Raw genomic sequence first — 15,886 nt, 5'->3', positions numbered from 1 at the left:
CCGCTACCGGGTGAGGATCGTGGCCGCGCTCAGCCCCGGTGCGCCGTAGACGTGCGCCAGTGCCACCTTGGGCGCGCCGGGCACCTGGCGTTCGCCGGCGGCACCGCGAAGTTGCAGGACATTCTCGTGGATCTGGCGCAGCCCGGAGGCGCCGATCGGTTCACCGTTGGCCAGACAACCGCCATCGGTGTTGATCGGTAGCCGCCCAGTGAGTTCGGTTGCGCCGGAATCGATCAGCTCGGTCTGTTCGCCATCGGTGCATAGCCCGGTCTCGGCCATGTGGATGATCTCCGCGCCGGCGTCGGTGTCCTGCAGCTGGGCCAGGTCCACCTCGGCGGGGTCGATGCCGGCCAACTCGAATGCGGCGGCGGCCGCGTCGACGGTGGGGCTGACCCCGCGCCGCACCGACAGCGACGGACTGAGCACCTCGAAGGAGCCGGGGCGACGAGTCCGCACCGCCGCCGAGGCGACATACACCGGATGTGGGCTGAACTCCCTGGCCTTCCCGGCCCTGCACAGCACCACCGCGGTGGCACCGTCACCTGGCGAGCACAACATGTACTGGCGCAGCGGATCCGACAGCATCATCGAGGCGTCGACGTCGGCTTCCGAGAGCGGCTTGCGCCGCCAGGCATTGGGATTGAGCGCACCGTTGCGGAACGCCTTGGCCGCCACCTTGGCCAGCAGGCGCTCCGGCACGCCGTGCTCGTGCAGGTACCGCTGAATCTTCAGGGCGAAGAACTGCGAGGTCAGCGCCAGACCCGACGGGCCATACCAGTCCCCGAGACCCATCGCGGCGGGATCGATCGCGAAGGCGCCGCGCGGGTGCGAGTCGAAGCCCACCACCAGCGCGAGATCCGCCGCCCCGGCCTCGATGGTGTGCACCGCCGAGATCAGCGAACTGCTGCCCGTCGCACAGCCGTTGAACACGTTGACGAACGGGACCCCGGTCAAACCCAGATCCGAGACCAGGGTGTCGGCCGACCCGGCGGACATGCTGCCGCCCACGGCATAGTCGATCTGCGGCCAGGTCACCGATGCGTCCGCCAGTGCCTGCCGCACCGCGGCCACCGCCTCCTGCCGCACCGAGGTGTCCTGGTAGCGGCCGAACGGCCGGCAACCGACACCGATGATCGCCACCGAGTTCATGGCCGATCTCCTCCTTGCTCAGCCGGCGCGAAAGCGAAAGTGCGTGTGGCTTCCCCGGTTTGGGTGACCACCTCGACGGTGGCCAGCGCCATCGGCATGCCGATCCGCAGCCGGCTCGGATCCGATTCGGTCAGCCGGGCCTCCACGATGACCTCGCCGGGCAACTCCACATAGCCCACCCCGAACGGCTCGAAGTCGTCGGCAGATCCGAAGTAGGGCGGGCTCGGCGGCGGGAACCGCTGCACGGTCCAACTCCAGAGCACCCCCTGATCGGCCAGGCCGACCGCGTCGATGTCGCCCCCGCCGCAGTCCCGGCAGGACTGCTTGCGCGGGAACTCGATCTCGCCGCAGGCCCCGCAGCGGCCACCGACCAACCGGAGCCGGCCGTCGACGATCTCCATGATGTCGGGATCGATGACCTCAGCCATCCGACTCCTCCTGTCCTGTTCGATGTTCCGATGGTGTGCGCTGCTTGCGCACACCACGCTTTTCCACCACCACGTCACCGCGCACGGTCGCCTGACAGGCCAGTCGCACGTGCTCGCCGCGTCCACCCCGATCGCCGGTGAGGTTGCGCACCGCCAGGGTTTCGGTGGCCGACGGCTCCGACAGGTGCTCGGGACCCTCGAGCACGCCGACGTGGCAGACCAGGCAGTCTCCGTTGCCGCCACACACCGTGGGCCACCGGATGCCTGCCGCCTGCGCGGCGGCCATCACCGTCTGCCCCTGGGCGGCCTCGAAGGAGATCCCCGACGGCCGCACGGTGACGGTCGGCATGTCAGCTGCGCCGCAGCTCACGCCAGGGCTTACCACGGCCCGGGTCGATCTCGCGTTCCAGGCCCAGCACGCGCTCGCCGACGATGTTGCGCTGCACCTCCGACGTACCGCCGGCGATGGTGAATCGGCGGCTGTCGAGCAGGTTGTGCGTCTCCGGCGGCATCGGCCCATCCCAGTAGGCGGCTTCGGCGCCGGCCAGCTCGAACCCGAGTTCGGCGATGTTCTGGGACAATTCGGACAACACCAGTTTGGTGATCGAGCCGGTGGGCGATCCTGCCGGGGTGCGGGATTCGGCGAGCGACCGAAGGTTGGTCAATGCCAGCGCATGCTCGACGGCGTAGAGGTCCACCAGCCGATCCCGCACCACCGGGTCGTCCCAGCCTCCGGTGCGCCGCGCCAGGTCCAGCACCGGTGCCAGCGGGACTCCGCTGGCGCTGGAGGTCTCCGAGAGCCCGGACCGTTCGGCGTTCAGCGTCGACATCGCCACCCGCCACCCGTCGTCGACCTCCCCGAGCACCGTCTCGGGCCCCAACACCAGATCTTCGAGGAACACCTCGCAGAAGTGCTCGTCGCCGGTGAGCTGACGCAGCGGCCGGACCGTCACACCCGGCGCGGCCATGTCGACCAGGAAGCACGTGATCCCGGCATTCTTCGGCTGATCCGGGTCGGTGCGGGCCAGCAGCATCCCGTAGCGCGATTCACTGGCGAACGAACTCCACACTTTCTGCCCGTTGATCCGCCACGAAAGCCCTTCGGGGACTGCGCGAGTGGCCAGGCTCGCCAGATCCGAGCCGGCTCCGGGCTCGCTGAACAGCTGACACCACATGTCCGCACCCGCGACGATCCCGGGCAGGTAGCGCTGCTGCTGTTCGGCGGTGCCCCAGGCCATGATGGCCGGGCCGATCAGCATCAACGGCACGAAGTAGTGGTCGGGCAGCCCGGCGCCGTGGGCGGCCAGGACCGAGCGCACCACGGCGGCCTGCTGTTCGGTGTAGCCGAGGCCGCCGTGCTCTGGTGGCCAGTGCGGCACGGTATAGCCGCGCCGGCCCAGTGTCGCGTACCAGGCCGCGTCGGCGTCGCGAGAATTTTCCGGGAGGTTCTCGCGCACCCACGCCTCGATGGCTTCACGCAGGCCGTCGTCGGCGTGTTCGGACTGCGGTTGCTCAGGCACTGTCACCCATCCCGTCGATCGATCAGGTCGGCCAGCCGGGCCCGGTGCGCGCTGGGCGAACCGCTCAGCGCCACCACCGAATTGGCCCGCCGCAGGTAGCGGTGCGCCCAGTGTTCCCAGGTGATCGCGATGCCACCGTGCAGCTGGACGGCGGCCTTGGTGACCGCGACCGCGGTCTTCCGCGACAGCAGCGCCGCCACCGCCAGGTCGATGTCGGTGCCCAGTGCCTGCGGGTCACCCACCAGCCGCCAGGCCGCGCCGTAGACGGCGGAGCGGGTGAGTTCGACGGCCGCCAGCAGGTCCACCAGACGATGTTTGACCGCTTGGAAGGACCCGATGCTGCGACCGAATTGGATTCGCTTGTCGACGTATTCGACGGTGGCATCCAGCACGTGCTGCGCCACGCCCAGCAGTTCGGCCGCGCCCACCAGGTCGGTGTGCCGGGTCAGCACAGCACGCACCGCGGTGGCCTCCTCGCCGCACAGCAGCACGGCCGGCCGGACACCACGGACGGTCAATCGGCCGATCGGCCGGGACAGATCCAGACCGGCCAGCTCCTCGACCTCGCCGCCGTCGGTGAGCAGCGCGACCGCCGGTGTGCCGTCGAGAGTTCCGGTGAGCACGTGGACCGCTGAGCCGGCGGCCGCATTCCACACCGGCGCGACCGTCGCGTCGATGCCGCCGGCGGAGTTCGTGCTCAAACGCGCATCCACGGCAGCCGTCACCGTGCGGGTGCCGTCGCGCAGCCCGTCGAGCAGGGCCGGCTTCGCGACGCTCGCGGCCAGCACACCGGCCGCGACCCCGGGCAGCAGCGGGCCGCCGAACAGTGCCGCGCCGGCCTGTTCGGCCAGGATCGCCAGGTCGATCGCCGTCGCCGAGCCGCCTGTGCCGGTGCCGGAGCCGGTGACATCGAAGACAACCTCGTCGGCGCCGACATCGCAGAGCAGTCTGCGCCAAGCCTTCTCACCCGGATCGGTGAAGAACTCGGCGAGCACGTCGCGCAGCGCAGCGTGCTCCTCGGTGAAGGCGAACTCCGCGGGTGCGGCCTCGCGGGTCAGTTCGGCGGTCATCAGGGCCTCCCGGCCGGTGTCGTGAGAGCACCTGTCCGGGCCAGATACCGATCCCGCAGCTGCCGCTTGTTCAGCTTTCCCATCACCGAGCGCAGATCGAAGTCCACGATCTCGATCAGGCTCGGACATTTGTAGTGCGCCAGTCGTTCTCGCGTCCATGCCACCAACTCGGCGGGCTCGATCTCTGCGGTGCTGACCACCAGGGCGCACAGCTGTTCGCCGAGGTCCTCGTGCGGGATACCGATCACGGCGACATCGGTCACCGCCGGATGCCGGCGCAGCACGGCCTCCGACTCCGCGGGATAGACGTTGACCCCGCCACTGACCACCATGTCGGAGGCCCGGTCGGTGAGGTACAGGTAACCGTCGTCGTCGAGGTAGCCGATCTCGCCCAGTGCGAACACCCCGTCGGCCACATAGCTGCGCCGGGTCTTCTCCGGATCGCCATGATAGGCCGGGCGGTGCCCGGTCGTGGACCGCGCACAGACCAAACCCGCTGTGCCGCTGGGTAGTACCTCGCCGCGCTCGGTGCGGATACTGAGTTCGTAGCCGGGCATGGCCCGTCCGACCGACCCGGGATGTGCCGACCATTCGGTCGAGTTGATCAAGGTTACCGTCCCGGCCTCGGTGGAGCCGTACGCCTCGGTCAGGATCGGGCCGAACCACTCGATCATGGCCCGCTTTACCTCGACCGGGCAGGCCGCCCCGGTGTGCACGATGCTGCGCATGCTGCTGACGTCGTAGCGGTCGCGAACCCCGGCCGGCAGCTGCAGCAGCCGGGAGAAGTGGGTGGGCACCATCATGGTGGCCTCGATACGCTCGCGGTCGATCGTGGCGAGCACCCGCTCGGCGTCGAACCTCGGCAGGATCACCAGCGGTTGGCCGGTCAGGATGCCGCGCACTCCGGCCATCGGCCCGGTGTGGTGCATGGGGGCGACCACGAGGTGCTTGCCGGGGGTGCGGATCGGTGAATCGACCACGCGCTGCACATATTCGATCATCGAGGCGCCACCGGGGAACATCTGATCCGGCAGTTCGACACCTTTGGGGTATCCGGTGGTTCCCGACGTGTAGTACAGCGGTTTGGCCGGAGCGATCTCCGCCGACGGTGCGGTGGCGGGATACCGAGCCGTCGCGGCGTCGAGCTCATCGGGGGCCAGCACCTGGACATCGGCGTCGGCGGCACGCACGGTGGCGGCCGCCTCGGCACTGCACAGCACCGTGTGCACCGCGCCGTCGCGCAGGATGTAACCCACCTCGTCGGCGGTCAGGTGGTAGTTCACCGGCACCGTCGACAACCCGGCGTAGGTCGTCGCCAAGTGCGCCAGCACCACGTGCACGCTGTTGGCGCCCATCACCGCCACCCGTCGCCCGGGTGGAACATGCTGCGCCAGAAGCCAATTGACCGTCCGGTTCAGTCGTTCGTCCAGCTGCGGCCAGGTCCACGACGTGGTGCCATCCGACAGTGCGACCGCTTGGGCTTCCCGGCGAGCGTACTGGTCGATCGCATGGACCACGAACGTCAGCCGTTCGATCCCGCAGTGGCCCGCGACCGGGATACCGCCTGGGTGGCCGCCGCCACGATGGCGTCCTGACCGGGCACGAACGCGTCCTCCAGCACCTTCGCGAACGGGATCGGCGTGTCCGGGCCGGTCACCCGCGCCACCGGTGCCCCGAGTTCGTCGAACAGGTTCTCGGTGATCAGGGCGGCGAGCTCGGCACCGAATCCGCCGCGACGCACCGCTTCGTGGATCACCACGGCGTGGCGGGTGCGGGCCACCGATTCCAGCACGGTGCGCTCGTCGAGCGGTACCAGCGAACGCAGGTCGATCACCTCGGCGTCGATCGACTGCTGGGCGAGTTCCTCGGCGGCGGCCAGCGCAGTGTGCACCTGCCTGCCGTAGCTGATCAGGGTGATGTCGTCGCCAGGCCGGACGGTCGCCGCCGAGCCCAGCGGCACCACGTGGTGGCCGACCGGAACCGGCTGCGGCGGAGCGAAATACAGCAGGCTCTGCTCGACGACCACGACCGGGTCGGGATCGAAGATCGCCGCCGTGAGCAGCCCCTTGGCATCTGCCGGATTGCTCGGCACCACCACTTTGAGACCGGGGACGTGAGTGAGCCAGGCCTCGAGCATCTCGGAATGCTGTGCGCCGAACTGCATCCCGGCACCCGCCGCACACCGGATGGTCAGCGGTACGGCGGTCTGCCCACCGGACATGTAGCGCAGCTTGGCGGCATGGTTGGACACCTGGTCCAGGCACACGGCCAGGAAGTCCATCAGCATGATCTCGGCCACCGGCTTCATGCCCGCGATCGCGGCGCCCACCGCGGCACCGACGATGGCCTGCTCGCTGATCGGGGTGGCGCGCACCCGGTCGGTGCCGTACTTGGTGGACAACCCGGCGGACACCTTGAACACGCCGCCGCTGGGATCGGCGATGTCCTCGCCGAGCAGGATCACCGACGGGTCGCGGGACAGCGCGTCGTCGAGCGCACTGCCGAGGGCCTGGAACCCGAGCATCGGGACGGTCTCTTGACTCACCTCAGACCCCTTCGTAGACATCGGTCAACAGTTCGGAAAGTTCGGGAACCGGGCTGGATTCGGCGAACTCGAAGGCGTCGGCCACCTCGGCTTTCGCCTGCGCCTCGATGGCCTCCACCTCGGTCTCGGTCAGCACCCGGTCCTCGATCACCCTGGCCCGCAACCGAAGCACCGGGTCGGCGGCGCGTTCGGCGTCGAGTTCGCCGGGCTTCATATACTCGTTCTGGTCGGACATCTGGTGACCGTAGAACCGGAAAGTCATGGCCTCCAACAGGGTTGGGCCCTCACCGGCGCGGGCCCGCTCAATCGCGGTGCGCGCCGCGCCGTACATCGCCACCGGGTCGTTGCCGTCGACCCGCACGCCGGGCATCTTGTAGGACGCCGCACGGTCGGCCACCCGGTCCACACTGGTGCCGTCCTCGAAGGACGTGTGCTCGGCGTAGCGGTTGTTGTGGCAACAGAACACCACCGGCAGCTTCCACAGCGAGGCCAGGTTGCAGGCCTCGTGGAACGCGCCGATGTTGGTCGCTCCGTCACCGAAGTTGACCACCGTGACCCGGTCCCCGCCCTGGAGTTGAGCGGCCAGTGCCAAACCGTTGGCGATGGGCAGCCCGCTGCCGACAATGCCGGTGGTGACCATCAGCCCGGAGTCGGGGTGGGTGATGTGCATCGGGCCGCCCTTGCCCTTACAGGTGCCGGTGGCCTTACCGAAGAACTCGGCCCACAGCTCTCGCATCGGCACGCCCTTGGCCAGCTGGTCGTGCAGGCCGCGGTACGTGGTGACCAGATAGTCGTCCGGCCGCAGCAGCGCGCCGATCGACGAGGACACGATCTCCTGGCCGCGCGGTGAGTAGTACTGGGCGCTGACCTGGCCGGTCAGGATCAGTGAACGGAATTTCTCGTCGCACACCTTGATCCGCGTGGCGGTGGTGAAGATCTGCGTCAGCTCGGTGACCCCGAGGCCGATGTGTGCCGTTGACGTCATCAGCTCCCCATACTATTGGTCGGTCAGATAATTAATTAGTAACAGAGATCACTTCTCGATGTCAACGACGGTTTTGTGGGCCCAATTTCCCCGCCGAGCAGACGCTGCGGTACCCCGTAACGTCCTTGGATTCAGGCGGTCGTTACCCGGGTACCTATGCGTCTGCTCGGCGGGAAACGAACGCCTGCTGGTACAGCGGGCTGTCCACGCTGTAGTAGCTGCAGTGGAACCCGCTGGGAACGCGGAACGGGATGACCGCCCTCGCGATCGGCCCGCCGGCGATGTCGGCGGCATCGAAGACCACGAGCTCGCTTTCCGCGGCGCCGGCCCGGTGCACCAAAGTCAATGCGTAGCCGTCGAGTTCACCGGCACTGCCGACTCGCGGCGCGAAAATCAACTCCCCGGCCGCGGTCCCGGCACCGAAGTGGTACAGGTCCTCGGCCCCGGTCACGGTGTCCACCCGCAGCGCCGAATCCATGCCGTCAACCCGGCCGTCACGCGAGTTCAGATTGCTGTTTGCGAAAGCGTGGCGGCTACGCCGGGCCATCAACCGGTCGTCGGGACGCGGGAACTGGATGTCGCGGTCGTTGAGGATCTCTTCGTTGAGGGTGTCCGTCGGCGCCTTCGGGTCAATCGTCCAGCGGCGCAGGCTCTGCTGGGTTTCGGCATGACTGGCGCGGTTGCCGTCGACATCGGGAAACAGCGCGGTGCCCTCGGCGGCCGCCACGTCGGCGACGATCCGGCCCTGCGCGTCCTCCCACACGTTGGCCTCGTGCAGCATGTGCCGCGGCTCCACCTCGATCCAGCGCACGTCGGCCGCGGTCCCCCGCCGCGGCATCAACCCGAGCTTGCTCGGCCGGCCCGGCACCCAGGCCGTCATCGGCCCACCGCGCATGGCTCGCTGCAGGCTCAGTTCCAGCGGCATCACCGGGAACACCACCCAGTTCTCGGTGACGAAGAAGGTGTGCAGCATCGTCATGTGCGGCACCGGGATCAACTCGGTGACCACCGGTACACCGTCGAAATCGAGGACGTCGTAACGGATCACCGGATCCCCACCCAGGCCGTGCACCGCGTTGCCGATGTTGATCAGCTCGCCGGTCGCGTGATCCACCTTGGGATGCGCCGAGAAGGTCGTGGTGATCAGGCCGCCGTAGGTCTCCTCGCCCAGGGTGTCCAGTGTGCGTGGCTCCAGGGCCACCGGCGGCGCGCCCTCCATCAGCGCCAGCAGCTTGCCACCGTGGATGATCACGTTGGTGTTGGCAGTGTTGTAGCGGGTGCCCTCGGTGGACGGGTCCGTGGTCATCGGGTTGCCCAGCACACCGAACAGCCGGCGCCCCTGCCCCTGCTCGAGCAGGAACTTGTCGGTGCGCACCCACCGGTTGCGCATCGACACCCGGCCGTTCTCGATGAAGAACCCGTAGACCATGCCGTCGCCGTCGAACCAGTGGTAGTCCTCGTCGGTCGGCGGGTACAGCGGCTCGGCGCCGTTGCGGTAGAACACCCCGGCCAGGTCCTCCGGCAGCCGCCCGCGGATCACCAGATCGGGGGCGTCGACCTCCATCCGGTTGGGCTGGTGGTGGCCGGTCAGAAACGGGCTGTCCAGAACAAGGCTGGTATCCATGGGTTCTCCAGGGTTCGTCGAGGGCTGACAGGTGTCACACCAGACGGCGCAACATCCGTAATCTCTTGTCCGCATAAGGCGGATAGAACATCGCCGTGAGATCCGGGCGAGTTGGCTTGGTCAGCACCGTTTTACGGTGACTGAACTCCTCGAACCCGAACCTGCCGTGGTAGGCGCCCATCCCCGACGGCCCGACCCCACCGAAGGGCATCTTCGCGGTCGCCACCTGCAGTAGCAGCTGGTTGACCACGATGCCGCCGGCCGAAACCCGGCGCACCACTTGCTCACGCGTCGCCGACGATGCGGTGAACAGATATGCGGCAAGGGGTTTGGGTCGCTGCCGGACGAACTCGATCGCCTGCTCGACGGATTCGACGGTCAGCACCGGCAGCACCGGGCCGAAGATCTCCTCGGTCATCAGGGGTTCGTCGGCGTCGGGGTCGACGATCACCGTGGGCGCGATCTCCAGTCGCTCGGCATCGGCCCCGCCACCCGTCACGACGTCGCCGGCGGTGGCGGCCAGTGCCCCCGCCAACCGGGCGAACTGCCGCTCGTTGACGATCGGCAACCCGTTCCGCTGCCCGCGCCGGAAATCCGCGATGGCCGTGCGGATCTCGGCCACGAACCGGTCCCGCACCCGGGCGTGGACCAGGACATAGTCCGGGGCGATGCAGATCTGGCCGGAGTTCATCAGTTTGATCCAGGCGATCCGGCGCGCGGCCGTCGTGAGATCGGCGTCCTCGGCGATGATCACCGGGCTCTTACCGCCCAGCTCCAACGTGACCGGGGTCAGGTGATCGGCCGCGGCCGCCATGATCTTGTGCCCGATCGCGGTGCCACCGGTGAACAGCACCCGGTCGAGACCCTGGGTGATCAGCTCCTGGGTGACGACGCCGTCGCCCTCGACGACGGCCACCGCATCGGCATCGAGATAGCGCGACACCAGCTCGGCCAGCAATCCCGAGGAAGCAGGTGCGAGCTCGGATGGCTTGAGCACCAAGGTGTTTCCGGCGGCGATCGCCCCGATTGCCGGCGTCAGGGTGAGTTGGAACGGGACATTCCACGGACCGACGACGAGCACCGTGCCGTAGGGCTCGTAGTGGATCCAGGCCCGGCCGGGCAGCTGGGTCCACTCGAGGCGCCGGTGGCGGCGCCTGGTCCAGCGGCCCACGTTGCGCGCGGCGTGGCGGGCCTCGTTCACGGTCGCGATGATCTCGGCGAGCCAGGTCTCGAACGGTGGGCGGCGCAGGTCGGCCGCCACCGCGTCCACGATGGCGTCACCATTGTCGGTCAGCATCGCCGCGAGTGCCCGCAACTGGGCCCGGCGCCAGGTCAGGTCCAGCGTTCGCCCGGTGTCGAAGGTCTCGCGCAGCCGGGCGACGGTGGCCGCGCAGTCGGGTACGGGCGTGGTCAGCATCGACTACGGCGCGCCGTCAGGTTCGAGGAGCAATCTGCCGAACAGCTGGTTCATCGAGTCCATGACCGCGACGTCGGTGTTGGCCGCGGCGTGGGCGAAGCCATCGACGATCGCACTGATCATGCCCGCGACGGCGACCGGATCCAGTTCCTGCGGGATCAGTCCGGCCCGCTGACCCGAACTGACCGCCTTCGACAACGTCGTCGTCATGGCCTCGGCCTGCTTGGTGAAGGCCTCGGACAGCTCGGTGTGACGACGGGCGTCGATCGGCGCGGTGGCCACGAATCCGGCCAGCTCCGGCGACTCGTGGTTGATCCGCATCGATTCGGCCAGCACGGCCCGCAACAGGCCGCGCACCGAGTGCGGACCGGCCAACGCCTCCACGGACCGCGCGACGATCTTGCCGTACACGTAGTCACACACGGCCTCGAAGAGCTTGCTCTTGGAACCGAAGTGGTAGTGCAGCGAACCCGCGGTGACCCCGGCCATCTCCGCGATCAGGTTGTTGGTGGCGGGCCCGTAGCCGTGCTGCGCGAAACATCGGCAGGCGGCGTCGAGCACCCGCTGCCGGGTGTCGACGCTGTCGGTGCCTGCCGGCCGGCCCGGACCCGATCTGGCGGTGGTGACCTCGCTCATCGGCCCATCATCGCGCAGCTCGGCCTCCGGCGGGGCGCCCAGTGGCAGTTCAGTCGTCACCGGACACGTACCGATCCAGGTCCTGGTGGAACTGCCGTATCCGGACTTCCTGGTAATTGGCCAGTGTCACACCGGGTTTGGTCATCGATCGCAGTCCGCGCTGCACCCGGGGCAGGTTCGCCAGGTCCTGGTTGAACACCGCACACAAGCCGCCCAACTCGGGCGCGGCGCTGTAATCCTCGTCGGCTCCGAGCCAATGTGGCGGCGCCGTCTTGGGTTTGGGCACGCCCGCCGGGAGCGGGATCAGCATCAGGATGTCGAAGATGCACCGGTTCGGATCGTTGCCGTACGGCCGGAACCGATAGGTCAGCGGAGCGCCGACACCGGCCCACGGAACCATGTTCGGGAACACGAAATACTGGATCGCGTCCAGGATCTCCGAATCGCTGGTCCCCGAGAGATCCGCCCCGGTGGTCTGGGCCAGGTTCTCCCGCATCGCCGCGGCCACGATGGGCCGGGCCGACTGCCCGTCGGGCACCTCGAACGCCCCCACCCCCTCGGGGAAGAAATCCCGGAACATCGCGTCGAGCACGTCCTGTGGTTCCAACGGTTCCAGGTGCGGGCTGCTGGTGGCCTGCGGCGTGATCATCCGGTTGAACCCGGGCAGACCGTCCGAGCGGGTGTAGATGTCGTACTGGGTGTTGTCGTCGCCGAGGTATTCGAGGAGCTGCGGGTGGGTGGCGATCACGTGGTAGGACTCCAGGAAGGCCTCCATCCCGACCTTCCAGTTGCAGTCGATGACCTTGGCGACGTGGATCGCCTTGAATCGGTCCTGCAGTTTGAACGGCGCGAAATGCTTTTCCAGGTCGCCCAGGTAATCCGACAGCGGACCGGCGGCGGGATCGGGGTTGACGAAGACGAACCCGGCCCACACCCCGGTCTGCGCCTGCGGCAGGGCGAATGTCGCATCGTCGAGATGCGGGAAATCCCAGCGCCCCGGCACATCGGTGAGCGCTCCCTCCAGGCTCCAGGTGAACCCGTGGAACGGGCAGCGCAGCTGGTTCGCCCGGCCGGCGTCGTCGCACAACCGGGTACCGCGGTGCAGGCAGGAATTGTGGAACGCCTTGATCTCGCCGGCCGCGGTGCGTACCACGATCAACGACATGTCGGCCAGGTCGTAGACGTGGTAATCGCCGGGCTCGGGGATATCCTCCTCGCGGCAGGCGAACTGCCACACCTTCTTCCACATCCGTTCCACCTCGAGCTGGTGGAATTCCGGGGTGAGGTAGCGGTCCTTGTCGATGTCGGCCGAGCCGAGAAATTCATAGGACTCTTCCAGCAGCGGCGGCGGCACCTCCCGGGTGTCGTCGGCGAGCAGGCTCTGTACCGTCGGCCCCACGGACCGGGCCTCCCCCGGCTTGCTCAGCCCACTGTCAGTTCTGTCGCTCGCCCGGGTCACACTGCCTCCTCTGCCACCGCGGTCAGTCCCGCGATGTAGTTCTGCACGGCGGTACCGATGAAGGCCGATCCGTTGATGCCCCATCCGCCGTCGACGTAGAGCACCTGACCGGTGATGTAGCCGGCCTGTTCCGACGCCAGGAAGGCCACCGCGGCCGCGACATCGGCGGGTTCACCGAGCCGCCCCAACGGCATCGACTCGCCGACGGCCGCCCGCAGTCCGGGGTCGGCGAACTCACCGGCGGTGCCGTCGGTGAGGACCAGGCCGGGGCCGACGGCGTTGACCCGGATGCCGCGCGGGGCGTACTCGGTCGCCATCTGTTTGGTGAGCGCGACGAGCGCGGCCTTCGAGGCCGGATAGATCCCGCGCCCGGCTCCCCCGAGTTCGGCCAGCACCGAGGTCAGGTTGACGATCGCGCCGCCGCCGGGGGCGAACGCGTCGAGCAGCGCGCGGGTGACCAGCCAGCTGCCGAGCACGTTGACCCGCAACACCGCGTCGACCTCGTCGACGGTGCTGTCGGCCAGGGTGTGCGAACGCCAGATCCCGGCGTTGTTGACCAGCACATCGATGGGGCCGAGGCGCTGCACGGCCCCCGCGAGCGCTGCCACCGACCCCTCGACGGTGACATCGCACGCGACGGCCCGTCCGCCGATCGCGGCGGCAACGTCGTCGGCGGCGGCGGCATCCACGTCGACTGCCACCACGTCCATCCCGTCGGCCGCGAGCCGTTCCGAAATCGCGCGTCCGATGCCTCTGCCGGCTCCCGTCACCACTGCTATGGGCACCGTTCCCTCGCTTTCCCGGCCGGTTTATCGAGCCTTGATTATGACCCAACTCACTATTATATTGGTCCACCAATTAGTCAAGCGGACATTCGAAACCCCGGGCAGCCCTTGCCCATCAACCCTGGAGACGGCCTTGACCGACATCACCAGCCCGCCCGCCAGCTGCCCGATCGCCTCGTTCGATCCGCTGGATCCGCAGACGATGCAGTCGCCGCACCCGTGGTACCAAGCGCTGCGCAGCCAAGCGCCGGTGCACTTCGTCGCCGAGCGGGGAATGTGGTTCGTGACATCACGCGAACTGGTCTCCGCGGCGCTGACCAACCACGAGGTGTTCTCCTCGGCCTTCGGTCTGCCACAGCTGCCACCACCGGAATCGGTGGCCGCCGAGATCGAGGAACTCAAGGGCCAGGGCTGGGACATGATCCCGACCCTGTTGACCGCCGATCCGCCCGACCACCACTACTACCGACGGATGGTCGCCCGCGCGTTCACCCCGCGCTTCGTCGCCCAGCGCGAGCCAGGGATCCGCTCGATCGTCGGCGACCTGCTCGACACGCTGCCCACCGACCAGCCGGTGGAGATCGTCGAGCGGTTCGCCGCGCCGTTGCCGCTGCGGATCATCGCCCAGGCGCTCAACGTGCCCGACGATCGGATCGACGACTTCCGGCGCTGGTCGGATCAGTTCGCGTTGACCATCGGCGCCGAGATCGACGAGGCCGGCGCCCTCGAGCAGGCCCACAGCCTGCTCGAGTACCAGCGTTACTTCGCTGCCGAGCTGGAGGATCGCCGCACCAACCCGCAGGACGACCTGCTCACCGGTCTGGTGCAGGCGTCCAACGCCAACGACGACGAGCCGCTGACCACCGGTGCGGCCCTGAGCATCATCCAGCAGATCCTGATCGCCGGAAACGAGACCTCGCGCAAGCTGATGACCGGCACACTGCACCAGCTCGGGCGCAACCCCAAGTGGTGGCGCTGGCTGCAGGAGGATCCGGAGCCCCGGTCGGAGCTGCTGGTCGAGGAGGCACTGCGCTTCCTCACCCCGGTGCAGTCGATGTTCCGCATCACCAAAACCGAAGCGCAACTCGGCGAGTACACGATTCCGGCCGGCTCGCTGGTGGTGCTGGTGTTCGGTTCGGCCAACCGGGACGAAGAGCAGTACGACGACGGCGAAGAGTTCAACCCCGACCGCCCGAACGCCCGGACCCACCTGGCCTTCGGGCAGGGCATCCACTCCTGTATGGGCGCCTCACTGGCCCGGCTGCAGGCCCGAATCGCCTTGGCGGACATGGCACAACGGTTCAGTGCGATCGAGCTTGCCGCAGGTAACGACTACGAGTACGAGCCCAGCTTCATGCTGCGCGGGCTCAAGAAGCTCAACGTGACCTTCCGGGCTCGCTGACCGTGCCGACGCAGCCGACGGAGCCGGTGGAGATCGACGCCGAGGCGACCGATCAGGTCGTGCGGTGGTGGCGGGGATACCTGACCCGCCACCCGCTCGCCGCGCTGCGCACCGTCGGTGGTCAGTGCGTCCTGGCCGTCCGCGCGGTGCAGTATCTGTGTGGCGATCTGGTGCGGGGCCGCTTCCCGTTCTGGGAATTCGTCGAGCAGGCGGTCTTCATGGCACGCACCGCCGTGGTGCCGACCCTGTTCATCGCGATCCCGATCAGCGTCACCCTGGCCGTCCAATTCAGCTTGCTGGCAGGACAACTCGGTGCCACCGCGCTGGCCGGCGCAGCCAACGGGCTGGCCGTCATCAAGCAGGGCGCACCGCTGGTCGCGGCAATCCTGATGGCCGCCGCCGTCGGGTCGGCGATGAGCGCGGACCTCGGCGCCCGGACCATCCGCGACGAAACCGACGCCATGGAGGTCATGGGCATCTCGGTGATCCAGCGGTTGGTGGTCCCGCGGCTGGCCGCGGCCGTGATCGTCTCCGTGGCCCTGACCGGGTTCACCTGCTTCATCGGGTTCCTGGCCGGCTACGCCTTCACGGTCATGCTGCAAGGCGGCACCCCGGGCAGCTACACCACGACGTTCTCCTCGTTCGCCACGGTCGACGATCTGGTGCTGACGTTGCTCAAGGCCGTGGTGTTCGGTGTCATCGTCGCCGTCATCGCCTGCTACAAGGGCCTGGACACCCGCGGCGGCCCAGCCGGCGTCGCGAACTCGGTGAATGCCGCTGTGGTGCAATCGATCCTGCTCCTACTGCTGGCGAACACGCTGATCAGCCAGATGTACCTGGTGCTCTTCCCGAAGACGAGTTTCTGA

General features: G+C 68.2%; 15 protein-coding genes. 2 read left to right on the top strand and 13 right to left on the bottom strand.

What is annotated here, in order from left to right; genetic code table 11:
• Positions 1 to 3: 3 nt before the first annotated feature.
• From FR943_RS08125 to FR943_RS08065, 13 genes are all read right to left on the bottom strand, one after another.
• Positions 4 to 1,149 carry a thiolase family protein gene (locus FR943_RS08125; RefSeq protein WP_217155836.1) on the bottom strand — a complete coding sequence of 382 codons (1,146 nt, stop codon included), beginning with the start codon at positions 1,147 to 1,149 and terminating at the stop codon, positions 4 to 6.
• Positions 1,146 to 1,577 carry a Zn-ribbon domain-containing OB-fold protein gene (locus tag FR943_RS08120; protein ID WP_217155835.1) on the bottom strand — a complete coding sequence of 144 codons (432 nt, stop codon included), beginning with the start codon at positions 1,575 to 1,577 and terminating at the stop codon, positions 1,146 to 1,148. The genes FR943_RS08125 and FR943_RS08120 overlap by 4 nt, the downstream gene beginning before the upstream one ends.
• The gene (locus FR943_RS08115; RefSeq protein ID WP_217155834.1) at positions 1,570 to 1,926 is read right to left on the bottom strand and encodes a 2Fe-2S iron-sulfur cluster-binding protein; all 357 of its coding nucleotides are present in this window, start codon (positions 1,924 to 1,926) and stop codon (positions 1,570 to 1,572) included. The genes FR943_RS08120 and FR943_RS08115 overlap by 8 nt, the downstream gene beginning before the upstream one ends.
• A gap of 1 nt (position 1,927) precedes the next feature.
• Complete coding sequence (locus FR943_RS08110; RefSeq protein ID WP_308170498.1) at positions 1,928 to 3,097, bottom strand: acyl-CoA dehydrogenase family protein; 1,170 nt, start codon at positions 3,095 to 3,097, stop codon at positions 1,928 to 1,930.
• A gap of 2 nt (positions 3,098 to 3,099) precedes the next feature.
• A complete protein-coding gene (locus FR943_RS08105; protein WP_217155832.1) occupies positions 3,100 to 4,167 on the bottom strand; it encodes an acyl-CoA dehydrogenase family protein in 1,068 nt (355 codons plus the stop codon).
• Positions 4,167 to 5,684, bottom strand: coding sequence for an AMP-binding protein (locus tag FR943_RS08100; protein ID WP_217155831.1), 1,518 nt, complete (start codon positions 5,682 to 5,684; stop codon positions 4,167 to 4,169). The genes FR943_RS08105 and FR943_RS08100 overlap by 1 nt, the downstream gene beginning before the upstream one ends.
• A 5-nt stretch (positions 5,685 to 5,689) precedes the next feature.
• Positions 5,690 to 6,691 carry an alpha-ketoacid dehydrogenase subunit beta gene (locus FR943_RS08095; protein WP_246584925.1) on the bottom strand — a complete coding sequence of 334 codons (1,002 nt, stop codon included), beginning with the start codon at positions 6,689 to 6,691 and terminating at the stop codon, positions 5,690 to 5,692.
• Positions 6,692 to 6,713: 22 nt separating this feature from the next.
• A complete protein-coding gene (locus FR943_RS08090) occupies positions 6,714 to 7,697 on the bottom strand; it encodes a thiamine pyrophosphate-dependent dehydrogenase E1 component subunit alpha (protein ID WP_217155827.1) in 984 nt (327 codons plus the stop codon).
• A 154-nt stretch (positions 7,698 to 7,851) separates the two neighbouring features.
• On the bottom strand, positions 7,852 to 9,321 hold the full coding sequence (locus FR943_RS08085; RefSeq protein WP_217155825.1) for a carotenoid oxygenase family protein: 1,470 nt from the start codon (positions 9,319 to 9,321) through the stop codon (positions 7,852 to 7,854).
• Between the two features lie 34 nt (positions 9,322 to 9,355).
• Positions 9,356 to 10,738, bottom strand: coding sequence for an aldehyde dehydrogenase family protein (locus FR943_RS08080; RefSeq protein WP_217155823.1), 1,383 nt, complete (start codon positions 10,736 to 10,738; stop codon positions 9,356 to 9,358).
• Between the two features lie 3 nt (positions 10,739 to 10,741).
• Positions 10,742 to 11,434 carry a TetR/AcrR family transcriptional regulator gene (locus FR943_RS08075; RefSeq protein ID WP_308170497.1) on the bottom strand — a complete coding sequence of 231 codons (693 nt, stop codon included), beginning with the start codon at positions 11,432 to 11,434 and terminating at the stop codon, positions 10,742 to 10,744.
• Complete coding sequence (locus FR943_RS08070) at positions 11,424 to 12,833, bottom strand: aromatic ring-hydroxylating oxygenase subunit alpha (protein WP_217155821.1); 1,410 nt, start codon at positions 12,831 to 12,833, stop codon at positions 11,424 to 11,426. The genes FR943_RS08075 and FR943_RS08070 overlap by 11 nt, the downstream gene beginning before the upstream one ends.
• Positions 12,830 to 13,618, bottom strand: a complete 789-nt coding sequence (locus tag FR943_RS08065; RefSeq protein WP_217155819.1) for an SDR family NAD(P)-dependent oxidoreductase — start codon at positions 13,616 to 13,618, stop codon at positions 12,830 to 12,832. Before FR943_RS08065 ends, FR943_RS08070 begins: the two co-directional genes overlap by 4 nt.
• Positions 13,619 to 13,751: 133 nt before the next feature.
• Between FR943_RS08065 and FR943_RS08060 the strand changes: the two genes are divergently transcribed.
• Both FR943_RS08060 and FR943_RS08055 read left to right on the top strand, forming a co-directional pair.
• Complete coding sequence (locus tag FR943_RS08060; protein ID WP_217155817.1) at positions 13,752 to 15,020, top strand: cytochrome P450; 1,269 nt, start codon at positions 13,752 to 13,754, stop codon at positions 15,018 to 15,020.
• Between the two features lie 32 nt (positions 15,021 to 15,052).
• On the top strand, positions 15,053 to 15,886 hold the full coding sequence (locus tag FR943_RS08055) for an MlaE family ABC transporter permease (RefSeq protein ID WP_217155960.1): 834 nt from the start codon (positions 15,053 to 15,055) through the stop codon (positions 15,884 to 15,886).

Source organism: [Mycobacterium] fortunisiensis, assembly GCF_019050325.1.
In the GTDB taxonomy this organism is placed as follows: domain Bacteria; phylum Actinomycetota; class Actinomycetes; order Mycobacteriales; family Mycobacteriaceae; genus Mycobacterium; species Mycobacterium fortunisiensis.
The sequence above is the reverse complement of the archived record's forward strand: the minus strand, read 5'-3'. Positions and strand labels throughout refer to the sequence as shown.

Bases quoted from the DNA above. Each gene is read 5' to 3' on its own strand.
- FR943_RS08125 (WP_217155836.1), bottom strand. From the start codon at position 1,149: ATGAACTCGGTGGCGATCATCGGTGTCGGTTGCCGGCCGTTCGGCCGC.
- FR943_RS08120 (WP_217155835.1), bottom strand. From the start codon at position 1,577: ATGGCTGAGGTCATCGATCCCGACATCATGGAGATCGTCGACGGCCGG.
- FR943_RS08115 (WP_217155834.1), bottom strand. From the start codon at position 1,926: ATGCCGACCGTCACCGTGCGGCCGTCGGGGATCTCCTTCGAGGCCGCC.
- FR943_RS08105 (WP_217155832.1), bottom strand. From the start codon at position 4,167: ATGACCGCCGAACTGACCCGCGAGGCCGCACCCGCGGAGTTCGCCTTC.
- FR943_RS08095 (WP_246584925.1), bottom strand. From the start codon at position 6,691: ATGCTCGGGTTCCAGGCCCTCGGCAGTGCGCTCGACGACGCGCTGTCC.
- FR943_RS08090 (WP_217155827.1), bottom strand. From the start codon at position 7,697: ATGACGTCAACGGCACACATCGGCCTCGGGGTCACCGAGCTGACGCAG.
- FR943_RS08085 (WP_217155825.1), bottom strand. From the start codon at position 9,321: ATGGATACCAGCCTTGTTCTGGACAGCCCGTTTCTGACCGGCCACCAC.
- FR943_RS08080 (WP_217155823.1), bottom strand. From the start codon at position 10,738: ATGCTGACCACGCCCGTACCCGACTGCGCGGCCACCGTCGCCCGGCTG.